At 59.3% G+C, this 13,716-nt stretch carries 17 protein-coding genes; 3 read left to right on the forward strand and 14 right to left on the reverse strand.

The annotated features are described in order from the left end of the window. The 11 genes from ACGYLX_RS17060 to ACGYLX_RS17110 form a co-directional block, all read right to left on the reverse strand. Nucleotides 1-1,380: a TrbI/VirB10 family protein gene (locus ACGYLX_RS17060; protein WP_394450938.1), complete on the reverse strand. Its 1,380-nt coding sequence runs from the start codon at nucleotides 1,378-1,380 to the stop codon at nucleotides 1-3. Further along, nucleotides 1,377-2,072 (reverse strand): TrbG/VirB9 family P-type conjugative transfer protein, encoded by a 696-nt coding sequence (locus ACGYLX_RS17065; protein WP_394450940.1) that lies wholly within the window; start codon nucleotides 2,070-2,072, stop codon nucleotides 1,377-1,379. Before ACGYLX_RS17065 ends, ACGYLX_RS17060 begins: the two co-directional genes overlap by 4 nt. Nucleotides 2,073-2,074: 2 nt before the next feature. After that, nucleotides 2,075-2,731, reverse strand: coding sequence for a virB8 family protein (locus tag ACGYLX_RS17070; RefSeq protein ID WP_394450942.1), 657 nt, complete (start codon nucleotides 2,729-2,731; stop codon nucleotides 2,075-2,077). A gap of 14 nt (nucleotides 2,732-2,745) precedes the next feature. Next, nucleotides 2,746-3,555 (reverse strand): type IV secretion system protein, encoded by an 810-nt coding sequence (locus tag ACGYLX_RS17075; protein WP_394450965.1) that lies wholly within the window; start codon nucleotides 3,553-3,555, stop codon nucleotides 2,746-2,748. Then, nucleotides 3,555-4,709, reverse strand: coding sequence for a lytic transglycosylase domain-containing protein (locus tag ACGYLX_RS17080; protein WP_394450943.1), 1,155 nt, complete (start codon nucleotides 4,707-4,709; stop codon nucleotides 3,555-3,557). The genes ACGYLX_RS17075 and ACGYLX_RS17080 overlap by 1 nt, the downstream gene beginning before the upstream one ends. Beyond that, nucleotides 4,699-4,866 (reverse strand): hypothetical protein, encoded by a 168-nt coding sequence (locus ACGYLX_RS17085; protein WP_394450944.1) that lies wholly within the window; start codon nucleotides 4,864-4,866, stop codon nucleotides 4,699-4,701. The genes ACGYLX_RS17080 and ACGYLX_RS17085 overlap by 11 nt, the downstream gene beginning before the upstream one ends. Continuing rightward, the gene (locus ACGYLX_RS17090) at nucleotides 4,863-7,238 is read right to left on the reverse strand and encodes a type IV secretion system protein B4 (protein WP_394450946.1); all 2,376 of its coding nucleotides are present in this window, start codon (nucleotides 7,236-7,238) and stop codon (nucleotides 4,863-4,865) included. The genes ACGYLX_RS17085 and ACGYLX_RS17090 overlap by 4 nt, the downstream gene beginning before the upstream one ends. Beyond that, nucleotides 7,228-7,506, reverse strand: coding sequence for a type IV secretion system protein VirB3 (locus ACGYLX_RS17095; protein WP_008327373.1), 279 nt, complete (start codon nucleotides 7,504-7,506; stop codon nucleotides 7,228-7,230). Before ACGYLX_RS17095 ends, ACGYLX_RS17090 begins: the two co-directional genes overlap by 11 nt. Continuing rightward, nucleotides 7,499-7,783: a TrbC/VirB2 family protein gene (locus ACGYLX_RS17100; protein WP_394450967.1), complete on the reverse strand. Its 285-nt coding sequence runs from the start codon at nucleotides 7,781-7,783 to the stop codon at nucleotides 7,499-7,501. The genes ACGYLX_RS17095 and ACGYLX_RS17100 overlap by 8 nt, the downstream gene beginning before the upstream one ends. 107 nt (nucleotides 7,784-7,890) lie before the next feature. Further along, entirely contained in the window at nucleotides 7,891-8,505 is a 615-nt protein-coding gene (locus tag ACGYLX_RS17105; protein ID WP_394450948.1) for a lytic transglycosylase domain-containing protein, read from the reverse strand. 43 nt (nucleotides 8,506-8,548) lie between these two features. Continuing rightward, a complete protein-coding gene (locus ACGYLX_RS17110; protein WP_394450949.1) occupies nucleotides 8,549-8,917 on the reverse strand; it encodes a hypothetical protein in 369 nt (122 codons plus the stop codon). Nucleotides 8,918-9,058: 141 nt separating this feature from the next. On the opposite strand from ACGYLX_RS17110, the gene ACGYLX_RS17115 reads away from it, so the two are divergent. Further along, the gene (locus tag ACGYLX_RS17115) at nucleotides 9,059-9,379 is read left to right on the forward strand and encodes a hypothetical protein (protein ID WP_394450951.1); all 321 of its coding nucleotides are present in this window, start codon (nucleotides 9,059-9,061) and stop codon (nucleotides 9,377-9,379) included. Nucleotides 9,380-9,482: 103 nt separating this feature from the next. Here the strand turns inward: ACGYLX_RS17115 and ACGYLX_RS17120 are convergent, their stop codons facing one another. Beyond that, nucleotides 9,483-10,490, reverse strand: a complete 1,008-nt coding sequence (locus ACGYLX_RS17120) for an alpha/beta hydrolase family protein (RefSeq protein WP_394450953.1) — start codon at nucleotides 10,488-10,490, stop codon at nucleotides 9,483-9,485. Beyond that, a complete protein-coding gene (locus tag ACGYLX_RS17125; RefSeq protein ID WP_394450955.1) occupies nucleotides 10,480-12,126 on the reverse strand; it encodes an RcgA family putative transporter in 1,647 nt (548 codons plus the stop codon). The genes ACGYLX_RS17120 and ACGYLX_RS17125 overlap by 11 nt, the downstream gene beginning before the upstream one ends. A 164-nt stretch (nucleotides 12,127-12,290) precedes the next feature. On the opposite strand from ACGYLX_RS17125, the gene ACGYLX_RS17130 reads away from it, so the two are divergent. Both ACGYLX_RS17130 and ACGYLX_RS17135 read left to right on the forward strand, forming a co-directional pair. Then, complete coding sequence (locus tag ACGYLX_RS17130; protein ID WP_132446209.1) at nucleotides 12,291-12,566, forward strand: hypothetical protein; 276 nt, start codon at nucleotides 12,291-12,293, stop codon at nucleotides 12,564-12,566. 99 nt (nucleotides 12,567-12,665) lie between these two features. Beyond that, complete coding sequence (locus tag ACGYLX_RS17135) at nucleotides 12,666-13,418, forward strand: hypothetical protein (protein WP_249777989.1); 753 nt, start codon at nucleotides 12,666-12,668, stop codon at nucleotides 13,416-13,418. Between the two features lie 79 nt (nucleotides 13,419-13,497). Here ACGYLX_RS17135 and rpsU read toward each other — a convergent pair whose 3' ends face one another. Then, nucleotides 13,498-13,704, reverse strand: coding sequence for a 30S ribosomal protein S21 (rpsU, locus tag ACGYLX_RS17140; RefSeq protein ID WP_185805296.1), 207 nt, complete (start codon nucleotides 13,702-13,704; stop codon nucleotides 13,498-13,500). Nucleotides 13,705-13,716 lie beyond the last annotated feature (12 nt).

Genomic DNA, 13,716 nt, shown 5'->3' on the forward strand with positions numbered 1-13,716 from the left:
TCAGAACATCTCCAGATCGCGGTCGACCATCACCGTGACGCGCGCGCCCTGATCGACATAGATGACGGGGCCGATGGAGAGGTAGTCGCCAATCACGCTGTCCGTGGCATCGGCCAGATCATCGCCCACGTCTTCCAGCACATCCGCGGCGGTTTCGTCCTGGACATTTGCGGCGGCGGCGCTTGGTGCGGCGGAGATCAGTGAAATCAGCGCTGCCGATCCAAAGCGCTCGTCAAAGCGCGTGTCGACGAAGCCAGTCACGCCGGAGCGGCCAAGTTCATCGCCTCCGAAAGAGCTGATCTGGATGGTCTGGTTGTCAGGCAGGATGATCCGGTCCCAAGCGATGGTGACCCGGCGCTGCGCGATATCAACGCCCGAGCGATAGCGCCCGATGAGGCGGGATCCGCGGGGGATCAGGAGGCGCGCGCCATCGACGCTGTAGACATCCTCGGACACAACGGCCCGGGTCTGGCCGGGCAGGGAGCTGTCGAGAGCGGTTTCCATGACCGCCTGGATCATTGTACCCTGGATAATGGTGTTGGACGGGTTGGCGATGACCTCTGCCTGCGTCACCGAAGTGGGCAGCGCGCCGTTCAATACAAAATCCGTCACTTCCCCGAAGGTGCGTTCGTTAAGTGCCGTCTCATTTGCGCCTGAGGTGCCACCAAAGGCGATTGTGGGCGAGGTGACGCGGCGCTCCTGAAACGCACGTTCTTCAGCGGCGCGGCGTTCAAGTTCCGCGAGCCGTCGTGCTTCCTCCTCGCGGCGGAGCCGTTCTTCTTCCCGCGCGCGCAACTCGTCCTCGGTGGGTCCGATGGGTGCGGGGAGCGGGCGGTTGGCCTCGAGTTGGGCCAGTTCCAGATCCATGCGGAGTTGCTCAAGGCTGCGATCCTGCGCCGTCAGTTCGTCCTGGAATCGTTGCTGTGCGGCTTCCGAGGCGGCTTGGAGCGCAGCGATCTGAGCGGTCAGCGCGTCGATCGCCTCTGCGGCGGCCGTGTCTTCTTGGACCACCGGCTCAGGCGCGTTGCGCAATTCCTCGATCTGGGCCTGAAGGGCTGCGAGCTGTGCCAGAAGCTCCGCATTTGGTTCCACCGGTTCCGGCGCGACCAGAACGACTTCGGGCTCAGGCGGGGGCAGGGTTTCGATGGCGCCGAACCCGTCGCCTTCGTTTTGGAACACGTCCGGCGTGGCCGTGGGTAGGGCCTCCTCTTCCTCGGTTTGGGACAGGAGATAGAGCAGCGCTCCGCCAGCACCGATTATTAGAACAACGACCAAGGCCAGAAGTGACGAGCGCCGCGGGGCAGGGGGCGAACCAGCGCCCTTGCCTTGTTCGAGGGCCGCGAGGCGTTTCTCGAGGTCTGTGTTTCCGGTATCGCTCATGAGCCTACCCCCGCAGGTGGGGTGGCCTCGATGCAGACCACCTCCTCTCCGATCCGCAGCACCCATTGTCGGTTCACTCCTGAAACCCGGATCACACCGTCCTCGGTGGCTTGCGTGTTGACCGTGCGCTCACGGCCACCCGCGTAACGAAAGATCGCTGGCACCGGTGCGTTCCGTGGGAACTCAAAATACGTGAACGTCCCGTCATCCCAGACGCGGGCAGGGGTAAACTCGGTCCGCGCGCTTGCACCGTAATTATAGTTCGGCGCTTGGGCTGCGATGGCACGTGTGGGGCGGCTGGTATCCTCGGGGTAGCGGAACTGGACCACGTAGAAGGTCGGACTGCGGGTCTCCTGGACGTTAAAGTAATAACTGCGCCTGTTCGTGTAGACGGTCACATTGGTATGCACCCCGCGTGCCACCGGCTTGATCGCGAAGGCCTGACCGCCGGGTACGCCGTCGATCTCGAAGCCTTCCGTGTCGCCCGCAATGATCGAGCGGATGCTCTCGCCTCCCCCGAACTCGACCGTGGTCACATGGGTGAGCGACACGCTGAGGCGGTAGACCTGACCTTCTTGATATGTTGCCAGCCGCACCCGATTGTCATTGGTCCCGCCACGCGGGATGGCTTCGGCGAAAGCAAGGCCGGGCAACAGGGCAATCAGCAATATGAAAAGTCGAGCGGGGAACAAATTCAATTCTCCAATCTGTCGGAGCGGATGGAATATTCTAGGACCGTGAAGCCGAAGGGGTTGGTCCAGACCTCGTCGATGGACCGGCGAGTCTCGGGACGGAACTCGAAGAGCAGCGTGGCGGTGAAGAGGCCGGTCTGGGTGCCGTTGATGGAGGTCAGACGCTTGCGCAGGCGCACCGTGGCGCGGTTGGTGCCTATCCGGTTGATGCTGAGGATTTCCACGTCGAGCCGGGCATTGGGGCCGTAGACCGTCGGTGGATAGTTCGTATTTGCGCTGTTCCAGATCTGGCGCAACCCGCTCTCGGCGGCCCCGTCCGAGCGGCGCAGGACGTTGCGGATGCGCAGATCGTTATCGAGCTGGTTGTAGACCTCGCGGTCGGCGACGTAGCGAAACACCTCCGCCTCGATGATCGCCTGGTTGGCGGTCACCGAGGAGGCGCCGACCGAGGCTTCGGGGAGTGCAAAGCCGGTGGCGGGATCATAGGGAACAACGACGGGGGGCGGGTCGACATCGAGGATCGAGACCGCCGCGGCGCTCAGACAGCCGATGACACCGAAGACAAGGCCCGTCAGGCCAAGGCGTTGCCAGAGCCGTTCGCGGCGCAAGGCACCGTAGACCAGTTCTTCCTCGATGATTTCTTGTTCACTCGCCACCATTCATGCCCCCACGATTACTCGGCCCGAAGGTCCGGCAAGGTGAAATCCATGAAGCGCTGTTCTTCGGCGATTGTGGCGGCATCAATCACGCCGCCTGTGCCGTCGCCCACGGTCTGCACCGCTTCGAGCTGCCACATGGCGACCAGCGCAATGGCGAGCTCCGCGGTCACGCGCGTGTTGAGATCGATGCTTTCCTTGAGTTCGTCCATGTCGTCGATGAGCCCGACAAGGCGGTCTACCCGCTCGAGCGATTGGCCCGCGTCCTCGTAGCTGTTCTGGGCGGCGGCTGAGACGAGCGCGCCGGTTGTTGCCTGCGTCGCCACGCGGTTGGCTCCGGGATTGCCGCTCGTGGCCATTTCCGAGAGGGTGTCCTCGTCAAAGCCGAGGTCGGCCAGCACCCGGTCCATCTGGGTTTCGATCTCGCCCGCGCCGGACCCGGACAGGCCGGAGAAATCCCCAGTCTTGATCGCCTCAATCGTGGCAAGGATGTCGCCGAACTCCTGGTCGAGCAGGCCATTGAGTTCGTCTTCCATTTCCATGCGGATGATTTCTGGAAGCTCGGCAAGGCGGGTCAGCGCTTCGTAGGTGCGCTGCAGCTCCGCGAGTTGATCCGTGAGTGTGGCAAGCTGTTCACGGAGCTGCGTCAGCTGCTCGTTTTGCAGGATCTCGTCTTCGATCATCTGCCGCAGCTGCTGGATGTTTTGCGCGATGTTCTGGGTGTCGACGACAGGCACACCTTGCGCGAGGGCAGGGGATAGGGCGCCAAGATGCAGACCGATCCCAAGTGTCGTGGCCAAGGCCGTCCTCACGAGCAAATGTCCCATCATTCAATCTCCCTGATCGTAAAATCCATGAACGCGCCTTCGGCCATGCGGGCGCTGGCCTGGGCCAGCTCTTCGGCGAAGAGCAGCTGGGTGCGGGCGGCCTGAAGCCGGATGCGGGCAGCCACGAGACGCACGAGTTCGGCGCGGGCATAGGTGTTGAGCGCGACGCTCTCCTGCACGTCCTCGGTTTCGGAAATCCGCGTGACGATGTCGGAGATGCGCAGGGCGGCTTGGCGGATCGCGGCGGGTGAGTTGCTGCCATAAAAGGCCGCCCCATGACCCGTGAGCGAGAGGTTGGCATTGGCGAGAAGCGCGGGGTCGATCGTGCCAAGCGCTTCGATCCCGCCGATACGGGTCAAATAGAGGTTATAGCGTTCGGGGATCACCTGGACGTAGTGCTGGGTCTCGCGGAAGGGTGGCACGCCGCCATACTCGAAAACCCGGCCGGGTCCGGCGTTATAGGCCGCGAGGGCGTTGATGATGTTGCCATCGAATGTGTTGAGCTGGGTCGCGAGATAGCGCGCGCCGCCTTGCACCTGAAGGTAGGGGCTGTCATAGTATTCCGGGTTGATGCCCAGATCGCTGGCGGTGCCCGGCATGATCTGGGTGAGACCATAGGCGCCAACGGGAGACCGTGCCCCAATCGTAAACCGGCTTTCCTGCCAGATCAGCGCTTGCAGCAACGCGCGCCATTGGACGGGGGAGAGACCCGCGCGGCCAACTCCCGCAAAGCCGCTGGTTTCCTGAGCCACGCGGATGATGAGCGGCTCGATAGTCTCAGACGCGTCCCCGAACATCTGTGCACCGCCGGGGTTGGGATCGATTTCGGCCGTGCCATAGACGGCTTCTACGGCGCGTTCGGGATCGCCACTGCCGCCCTCAAGCCCCAAGACCATGGCCGGCAGGCCCTGACCGCCGAAGCTGGTCTGGGCATCGAGGATGCGTTGCAGGGTTTCCAGCTGTTCGCGCTCGATCTCGGCGATGAGTTCGCGCACGGCAAGCTTGTCCGCCTGGAGGGCCAAGTCTGTTTCGCGGTCGCCGGTCTCGACGATGTCGCGCGCGGTCAGCCCGCTGTCATTGGTCGACACCCCTTGAGCAAGGGCAACACCGGGCAGCAGGCAAAGGGCCAAGATATGGGGCAGGCTAGACTTCAATGTCGCGCTCCGGTGCGCCGATCGGCGTGAAGCTGCAATCAGGCGCGATGGGGGCCGTCGAAGCGAGGAAGGTGAAGCAGTTCGCCTGCGGTTCCTGGTATTGGGCGCAGGAGGCCAAAGCGCCGAGTGCGGCGAGCAAAAACAAGATACGGGTCATGAAATCCTCCAGAAGTCCGGGCGGTTGCGGTAATCGGCGCCGACAAGCGCCTCGCCTTTTTCCATGCCGCCAAGGATGGTTAGATTGGGCCCAAGCGCACTCAGATCGGCATCGACGACGATGGAGCCCTGGTCGTCTCGGATGAGGGCGAGACGGCTGTCGCTGCCGGTATTGAGAAGGACGTCCAGCTCCTTCTCATAGAGGTTCAGCATCGCGTAATCGGCGGCATGGGCGCGGATGTTCGGAAGCAGGATCTGCGTGGGCACGGCTTCGACGATGGTCTTGCCGGTCCGGGTGCGCTCGAGCTGGCTGGCGTATTGCGTCATCATCACCGCGACAGTGTTCTGCTTGCGCGCGGTCACCAGCCAGTTCGACAGCCGCTCGGCGAAATACGCGTTATCGAGCGCCTTCCAGGCCTCGTCGATCACGATGATGGTGGGGCGGCGATCCTCGATCTCGCGCTCAACCCGGCGGAAGAGATAGGAGAGGACGGCCATGCGTTCTTTCTCGGCCTCGCTGTCGAGAATGCCGGTCAGATCGAAGCCGACGACATCGCCTTCGAGCGAGAACGTGTCTTCCAGCGTCTGCCCGAAGATCCAGCCATAGCGGCCCTCTTCGGTCCACTCGAGCAGGCGCTGGTGCAGATCGCCGCCATCGTCGGTGGAGACAAAGAGCGATGCGAAATCCCGCCAGTTCCGCAGGGCCGGATTGGAGGCCTGCGCGTTCTGACGCACGACTTCTTGGATGCGGTTGGTCTGCGCGGGCGTCAGCGGCTTGTCGGTACGATAGAGCAGGGTGGCGAGCCAGTCCGAGAGCCAGGCGGTGCCGCGCGCATCGGTCTCGGTCCAGAGCGGGTTAAGGCCCGTGGGTTGGCCGGCATTGAGCGATGCATAACGCCCGCCATTGGCGCGGACCGCCATCTCCATACCGAGGCGGTAATCGAAGACGAAGATCCGCGACCCTGCTCGACGGGCTTGCGTCATGAGGAAGGCCGAGAGGACCGATTTGCCTGACCCGGGTCGTCCCATGATCAGCGTATGCCCGCTGGTGGGTTCTTTGTCGGGCGAGCCTTGCTCGTGATAGGAAAACCGATAGGCGCTTTGCTCGGGCGTGGGCAGATAGGTGATGACGCGGCCCCAAGGGGTTTTCTCAGTAGGCTTGCCAAGCTGAGTCCGATGAAACGCCGCGAAATCCGCGAAGTTGCGGTTGGTGATAGCACTGGCGCGGACGCGCTTGGGCTGGTTGCCGGGGTGCTGGCTGAGGTAATGCGCCTTGGCCGCCACCCGTTCGCCGATCATCTTCACGCCTTCGGCGGCAGCAGCGTTGACGATCTCTGCGCTGAGCGTCTGTAACTCGTCCAGCGTATCACAGAAGATCGTCACGACCATGTGGTGCTCGCCGAAGCTTTGGCGCTTGGCCTCCAGATCGTCGGCGGCGATGTCGAGCGCTTCCATGAGCGAGAAGGCCGCATCCTGGCTGGCTTGCATCTGACGCTTTTGCCGCTTGATCCGACCCGCCATGAGGTTCGAGTTGATCGGCGTGAAGGAGTGCGTGACGATCATGTCGACCGGCAGGTTCAGCATGTCGAACATCGTGCAGGAGGTGGCCTCGGAATATTCCCCGATGGTGAAGCTCTTCCCGAAGCGATGTCCGACGACCCCTTCCGAGAGCTCGAAGTGATCCCCCTGAAACGTCACGCGGGTATTGGCGACATTGAAGGACAGAAAACCGTAGGTGTTTGCGGGGTAGAGCGGCAATTCCTGGCCGGTATTCAGCGCGCCCAGAAAGCCGATGAGTTCGCCGCTCTCGGAAGTCAGCACGCGCGGGTTCAGCTCGGTCAGGCCTGACACAAACACGCTTACGGCCTCGCCGAGACGGCGCAGGCGTTTCTCGGTTGCTTCCTTGAGGCGATTAGGGGCGCTGCGATTGAGGAAGGGCAGGACGCTTTTGGGAGGTGGGCGATGGATGACCGTGAGCGTCAGGGTTTTGTCGCGCAACCCGCTGGTTTCGAGTTTCGTGCGCCAGAGACGGTCAACGACTCCTGCAAAACTCTCCTCGCGTATGGGCTCGAGCTCCGGCGTGATCGCCTTGGAGACCTTGTGGACGTAATAGCTGAACTCCGGCCCCAGCTGCGCGATGATCCGGGCGAAAAGCGCCGTCACCTTGTCGAGATAGGCATCATCCGTCGTGTAGCTATTGACCCCATCGAGCCGGATGCACTGAAAAAGCTCATTCACCCGCGTTCGCACGGTGCGGTCATCGACTAGGCTGACATAGGGCAGCATATGCGCGAGGCGTGTTTCGCGCGCATACCAGTCCGGCGTCATGGTGCGGAGATCGATTGCTTCATCCAAGGCATTGTTAGGGCGCATAGCTGTCACCGCCGTGAATGGAGCGGTTGCGCGTCGGTGGGGTTTCCTGCAGCGCTGTCATCATCACGTCGATGAAGCGCGGGTCCCAGTCCGCGGCCTTCCACAGCACGGGGTAGAGCAGGGCGGCCACGCCCAGCACCGCGATGTGCTGGACCCAGACAAAGAGCAGCACCGAGCCGAAGAGCCAGACCATGGCGTACATGATGGGTAGGCCCAGAAGCTTGGGCGGGCGCACGAGGCCGAGAAAGAGGGGCGAGCGCTCAGCCACCGGCAAAGACCGCGGCAACGATGGTGGGAGCGGCAGCAACACCGGCGATGCCGACAAGCACCCAGAGCGCCTGGCGCAGATCGATGATGTTGAAGAACCAGCTCAAGAAGACGCCGAGCACAGCGAGCGTCGCGATGACAACGCCAAGCGGGCCGGTCAGCGCATCCACGATCCCTTGCAACAGGCTCTGGATCGGTGAGAGATCGATGCTTTGCGCGAGGGCCGGTTCCGCAACGAGCAGGAAGAGCGCGAGCGCAGCGACGAATAGGTTTGAAATCCAACTTGTTTGGAAAAAGCGGTATCGCCAATGCACTGCCGCGCTGCGCGCTCTCGTGACATTGCCGATAAGTGTTTTGAGGAATGAATTCCAAAAAGGTTGGGACATCATGAATTTGATCCTTCCAATCGGGCCACGACGGCCATGACACGGGCCACGTGGTTCAGGGTTTCTCGGTAGGGGGGAATGCCGTCATACTGGCGGACCGCATCCGGGCCAGCGTTGTAGGCTGCGAGCGCGAGCCGCGGATCGCCGAACGTCTCCAGCATCATCGCAAGATAGCGGGCGGAGCCGTCGAGGTTCTGCATCGGATCGCGCGGGTCAACGCCCAGATCGCGCGCCGTCGCTGGCATCAATTGGCCAAGGCCAATGGCACCTGCACTTGAAATCGCATTCTGCCGATAGGCGCTCTCAACCTCGATATTGGCTCGATAGAGAGCCAGCCAATCCGTCACGGAAAGCCCGGCGCGACGCAGGCCAGGATGGCGGGCATAGCGCAAAGCCGTGGTCTGAATCCCGGAGAGGACATCGGCGCGGGGCAGCGGAGTCGGGCGGGCAAGGGCCGCGACTTGGACGCCCTCTTGCTCGGCCTCTACCTCTCCGTAGATCGCGATCCCATCGGAGGCCGAACCCTGACCGATGCCGTCATTGTAGTTTCGGGCAAAACCGCTCTGAGACCGCGACGGGGTCAGAGAGCCGTCGCTTTCCATGATAAGAACCATTTGCGCTGAGGCAGGTGCTGCGACCAGCCAGAGACAGACGAGACTAGTTGCCAGCGCCCTTGTCTGATGGGTCTTTGTCTGACGGCGCAAGTTTGTGCGTACGGCTTGTCCCCGCCTCAAGCGGCAGGTCGACATGCGCAAAACCAAGGCCAATGAAGAAAGACACCACGCCAGAGATCGTCTTGAACTCGCGGATCTTGATGTCGTTATAGGTCGTCCGAGTACGGGCCGTGACCAGCAGCTTCTCCACGCCTTCGTTGGAGACCACACGCATGATCCAGACCCCGTAATAGCTGGGGCCTTTCTTGTGTGCCGATTCTTGGCACAGGATTTCTGCGCCGTAGCCGCTTTCCACGAGCTCGCGGAACCTGGCTTCCGTAACCACATTTGGTGCTTCAATGTCCCAGTTCATGGCCCGGCTCACGCTTTCTCCAATGGCGCGACCCTAGGCATTCCTACTTGAAGCCCAGAGTTACGATATTATACTTATGACCGCAATAGTATATTACAATTTTTGCGGTATACGTTGATCCGATACCTTTAGGCACGTAACATGCGCTCGTTCAAGGATTTAAGCGGCTTTGGCTATCTTCGGTTGCGCATCCTGCCTTTGATGCGCACATTCGGTCTGCTTTCGCTTGTCGGTTGTCCGGCGCTCGCCGAACCATGCATCCCTCCGCCTCGGCCATTTGTTCCAAGAGATCAGAAGGTTGTCGCGGAATTTGTGACCATCCTCCGTCATGACTTCGAGCTCTACTTCCGCGACATACAGAACTATTTTCGCTGCCTCGACGAGGAGCGTGCTCGCGCCTTCGAGGAAGCGCGCGAAGTCAGCGAGGAATATGGGCGCTTCTTGGGCTCGCTTCACCGATAACTTCGGGGCGAAACTTTTGGCCCGAGTCGCGGGTTCCGAATTCGATAACTGGGCTACGGGCTCAATTCAGCCGAGAACCCGTTCCAGTCTCGACGTCAGCGGCTTAGGGGCCGGGTTTCAACATGCGAGCCACGCTTCGGCCGGCCGACACAATGTAGGGCGGCATGGACAGTGAATAGTGGCCGCAATTAAGTTTCAGTATGCTGGGCGCGGCCCCGGCGTGCTTCAGCCCTTGAATCAGCCTATCAGAAAGCTCCGGCAGCACCACCTTGTCTCGTTTGGCCAATACTACCTGAAGTTCGAGATTGTCCCGCGCCAGATGATGCGCATGGTTTACCAAGTTTAGTGGTCCCCAAGCCCTTCTGAGGTCGCCCAATTCGATCACGGGTTGAAGGCTCTCGCAAATCGTTCGCGTTGCGCGCCCGGTCCACACCATGTCCGCAAGACTTCCGGCCGTGAGAAATAGCGCAGCTTTTGAAACAGTTTTGTCATGGGCGGCAATCAACCCGGCAACCCAGGAACCCAGACTCATTCCGAGTACAGAAATCTCTTTATAACCTTGCTCCTTTAGCCACCGTATAAGCTTTCGACCATCCCATACCGCCTGTCTCACGGATTGAGTCGTCCGTCCGAGATTCGGGCTTAGCATGTAGTCGGCATAATCGGCGCCGGGACGGCTACGTTCGAAGTGATACGGCAGTGCCATCTCGACTACCGTGATCCCACGCCGGGAGAAAAAGTTCGCCATCTGTTGATACCGCGCGCTTGCATTCCAATGGTGAAACACAACCAAAGCTTTATCGAATGATCTGCTTTCTGTTACTTTCGCCCAGACGAGATTGTTCTCTGCGACGTCAGTAGAAATTCCTGAAGGAAATTTGGCCCAATCTCCTTTGCGTTCGACGACCAAGTCGTTGTTACCCGGTTCATCGAAATAGGTTGGGTCCTCGACAGCCTGGTCTGCAAGATTACAGAAGGCCTCGATACCTGCCGGATGTCCGGAGCTAGGGAAGGCAAGTTCAGTGTCCAGAGCGAAGTCTGTCCGCCTCTTTACTTCGTCCCCCCGCTCTGCGCGTCGCTCATCCCAACGATCGAGCCAGCTATGATACACTTTCTTCTTCTCCTTGGTCAGTCACCCGCCATGTATCGATGCTTGGATAAATCAGGCCGTAGATTGCAGACAGCAGCCCGGTGCACAGCAAGATCGAGAAGCCGGCGACCGCGCCGATCAGCACGTAGACGATGACCAGAAGGGCGATGAGCGCCAACATCATTCCCAATTCTCTCCAATTTCGGCCACGTCCAATGTCTCCTTGCTGACGCAACACGGCCTGGACTCGCATAAGCCCATAGAGAAACACAGTGCAGGTCGCCAATACGATCAGCAGGCTGCTATAGTTCGTCGGCATGCTGTATTCGAGCCAGTCGCTTGCCTTCTCATGATTTCCCAAAACTGACAGGAAATCGTTAGCCAACCAAGCCGTTATGGTCGATTCACTTGATAGCATAAAAGTGCTTTGGAGCTTCATGCATATGGCAATCAAGAGTCCCAAAATACAGCACCGAAAAATCCCACGCATGATTTTGAGACCGACTTGATTAGGCTGACATTGATATTCTCCATCTACCCACGATTCAGACTTTCGTCCAAGTTCCCAAGAATCGTGCGCTATTGTGAAGAGCAAAATGAGTCCTGCAAAGAAGAGAAAAAATACCGCACCCATGTAGAGATAGGCGAACCCGGTGAACGCGACCGCCTCCGGTATTGAAATGATGTGCGGGCGCTCAATCGCCATCCGAGCCCATTCCACCGGGTAGTTGCCGGTATCGCGGGTCAGTAATGGGCCTAAACACCTATCGATCCACTGAAGAACCGTAGCTATAGGTAAACAAACAAGAAAGGCCGCCCAATACGTCACCGAAAAGGTCGCGACTTTTCGCACCCACATGTCGTCATTCGCGATTCCTTCACCTTCAGGACTTAACAATGACCGCCTTGTACCCCTCCAATAGACCACTAAGTCACGCACGAATACGAAGTATAGCGGCATGAGCACCATGAAGAGGAGTGTCCAGTTCGGTGCCCATAAGTACCCAACCTGCTTAATCACACCATTCGCCTGCGGAAAAACAATGCTGTGAATGCCCAAAAAGTAAGAGGAAAATCCAAGGGCCACTGCCCCTGCGAACACTGACGCCGACAAATCCAAAGGGGATCCCCGGTTGAACACGGCCTCCGATGTTCTCGCCAAGCTAAATCTCCGCCTCGGCCATATAACCTCACCTTTGTGCGCCAGCGGTGACGGAACCACGGTATCAACATCGATTGCCGCGTTCTGAACCGTATCTGGAGGACTATGCGCATCGTGGCCGTCTGACCCCGCACGCAGCGCTCGCCTCCTGGCTACCAATCGTGCCCGGGCCACACTAAGTTCCGTTTGCCACTCGCTGGTCGCCTTCGGATCATCACACCCAAACACCCTTGCCAACCATCGAATGTTCTCGGTGCTGATTCCTTTCTCGTTGTCTTGGTACCAAAGTTGCACCGTTCGCAGCTCGATCCCGGACCGGTTGGCTTCGATCTGAGTGATTGCGGTAGCAAGAAGTTCGGGTGTCCACGGCCCCAAGGGTATCCCATCTTTGTCAGTAGGCCGACCCGCTCCGGCCGCGCTCAACCGTCTGAACAACTCCTTAAAGTCACTTCCGTCATCCAACGGAGGAACAAAGTATTTTCCATTTTTTATCAAGGGCGTAACGTTGTTCGTTTCGTTCTATTTCGCCGGCGTTCGCTTCGTATCGTGAATTCGCGGCTCACGACAGTGCAACTAAAGGCAGTGTGATTCGATCGCCATCTACTGGGCCAGAGAATGTCTGACGTGATCGAAATCCTGCTTGGTGGTTGGAAACTGGAATGAAGAAAGCGGTGAGACTGTTGAAAGAAGAAGCAGAGCCCATAGCCCGATTGTTTGGAAATGATCGGGAGCGCACGGTTGGATGGGTATACCTGTGGGATTCCTCTGAGTTGTCGGTGCTCTGGCTGGACGAGCAGGTACCTGCCGGTTCTATCGAGCCGCCGCTTCATCCCGAAGTGCTGGCAGAGGCAAAATCGTCGACACCAGTGAAAGTGATCGAATACCTCGAAGCGCTTTCGAGTGGCGGCGAGCATACCCAAATTAGCAGGCCTTAATAGTCATCGGAGCAGGTCTTTCAAAAATATACTATTGGCGCAATGAATATAAAATATCTAGAGAGACCGTCAACCTGCCAAAACTGTAGGAGAGTATTCATGCCCAAAGCGCTTACTCGTTTCGTCGTCCTTGTCGCTCTTGGCTCCACGTCTTTCTTCGGAACGGCCGAGCGGGTTAGGGCGCAAACCTATCCGATCGATTGCGCGATTCTCCTCTGTCTTTCAGGGGGTTGGCCCGCATCAGTGCCATGCTCACGCGCCCGCGCGGAATTCATTCGAAGAATAACCCCCTGGCCAGTAGAGCCTCCATTGCAGATATGGCGTTGTCCGATGAGAGCATCCCATGAACTCAATGGCACTGGTAAAAATGGCGGCCGTATCTTCGACATTCTGTTCGATATACCGCGTCATCCGCTGCTCCAGACGATTACCGTTGCCCCATCTCAGGAAGTCGGCCTGTCATCGACGGGCGTGTTCCCGGCGGAAAGGGTTGAAACGGGTGATAAGAGCAGTGACTTTTCTATTACGCTTGGTCGAGAACGCGCCGACATCGACATCAGCGGTCCGGAGTTTAACTTCGTGCGCTCGATACGAATCTTTGATGTGCGGAACGCTCGACAATATGAGGCAGGCAGCGAGGGGGACTGCGAGCGGAGCGCGGTCGTTGTACTTGGAACTTATGGCGTTCAAGGAGACTTCTCTTGGCAGCGTTCATCGATCGGAACCTTGCCGAAAGATCATGTGGGGCTGGAGAGGTGGGGCGACAATTGTCCGAGCATCCGCCACCGTTCGGTATTCGTCGAGTGGCGCGATTACGGGGGCAAATATGGCTACGAGCAGGTCAACTACTGAGCCCAGTCGGGAAAAAGCCATTTGTTTTAGATGAACTCACGCCGAAGGGCAATTTTCTGAGTGATGTGTATCGGTAGACCTACATCACGCCTTCACGCTCCAAGCGCTTGCGCGCCGCTTTGCGAGCCCGGCGGATCGCTTCGGCCTGTTGGCGAACTTTCTTCTTAGAAGGCTCCTCGAAGTGCTGCTTGAGTTTCATTTCGCGGAAAACGTCTTCGCTTTGAAGCTTTTTCTTTAAAACCCGAAGAGCCTGATCGACATTATTATCGCGGACACTGACCTGCATATGGATAACACT

Origin of the sequence: Sulfitobacter sp. 1A13496 (assembly GCF_043557225.1) — a bacterium.
Lineage (GTDB): Bacteria > Pseudomonadota > Alphaproteobacteria > Rhodobacterales > Rhodobacteraceae > Sulfitobacter > Sulfitobacter faviae.

Coding starts and splice junctions, on each gene's coding strand:
- ACGYLX_RS17075 (WP_394450965.1), bottom strand. CDS start 3,555: ATGGGACATTTGCTCGTGAGGACGGCCTTGGCCACGACACTTGGGATC.
- ACGYLX_RS17090 (WP_394450946.1), bottom strand. CDS start 7,238: ATGCGCCCTAACAATGCCTTGGATGAAGCAATCGATCTCCGCACCATG.
- ACGYLX_RS17070 (WP_394450942.1), bottom strand. CDS start 2,731: ATGGTGGCGAGTGAACAAGAAATCATCGAGGAAGAACTGGTCTACGGT.
- ACGYLX_RS17135 (WP_249777989.1), top strand. CDS start 12,666: ATGCCCAAAGCGCTTACTCGTTTCGTCGTCCTTGTCGCTCTTGGCTCC.
- ACGYLX_RS17105 (WP_394450948.1), bottom strand. CDS start 8,505: ATGGTTCTTATCATGGAAAGCGACGGCTCTCTGACCCCGTCGCGGTCT.
- ACGYLX_RS17085 (WP_394450944.1), bottom strand. CDS start 4,866: ATGACCCGTATCTTGTTTTTGCTCGCCGCACTCGGCGCTTTGGCCTCC.
- ACGYLX_RS17115 (WP_394450951.1), top strand. CDS start 9,059: ATGCGCTCGTTCAAGGATTTAAGCGGCTTTGGCTATCTTCGGTTGCGC.
- ACGYLX_RS17110 (WP_394450949.1), bottom strand. CDS start 8,917: ATGAACTGGGACATTGAAGCACCAAATGTGGTTACGGAAGCCAGGTTC.
- ACGYLX_RS17130 (WP_132446209.1), top strand. CDS start 12,291: ATGAAGAAAGCGGTGAGACTGTTGAAAGAAGAAGCAGAGCCCATAGCC.
- ACGYLX_RS17060 (WP_394450938.1), bottom strand. CDS start 1,380: ATGAGCGATACCGGAAACACAGACCTCGAGAAACGCCTCGCGGCCCTC.
- rpsU (WP_185805296.1), bottom strand. CDS start 13,704: ATGCAGGTCAGTGTCCGCGATAATAATGTCGATCAGGCTCTTCGGGTT.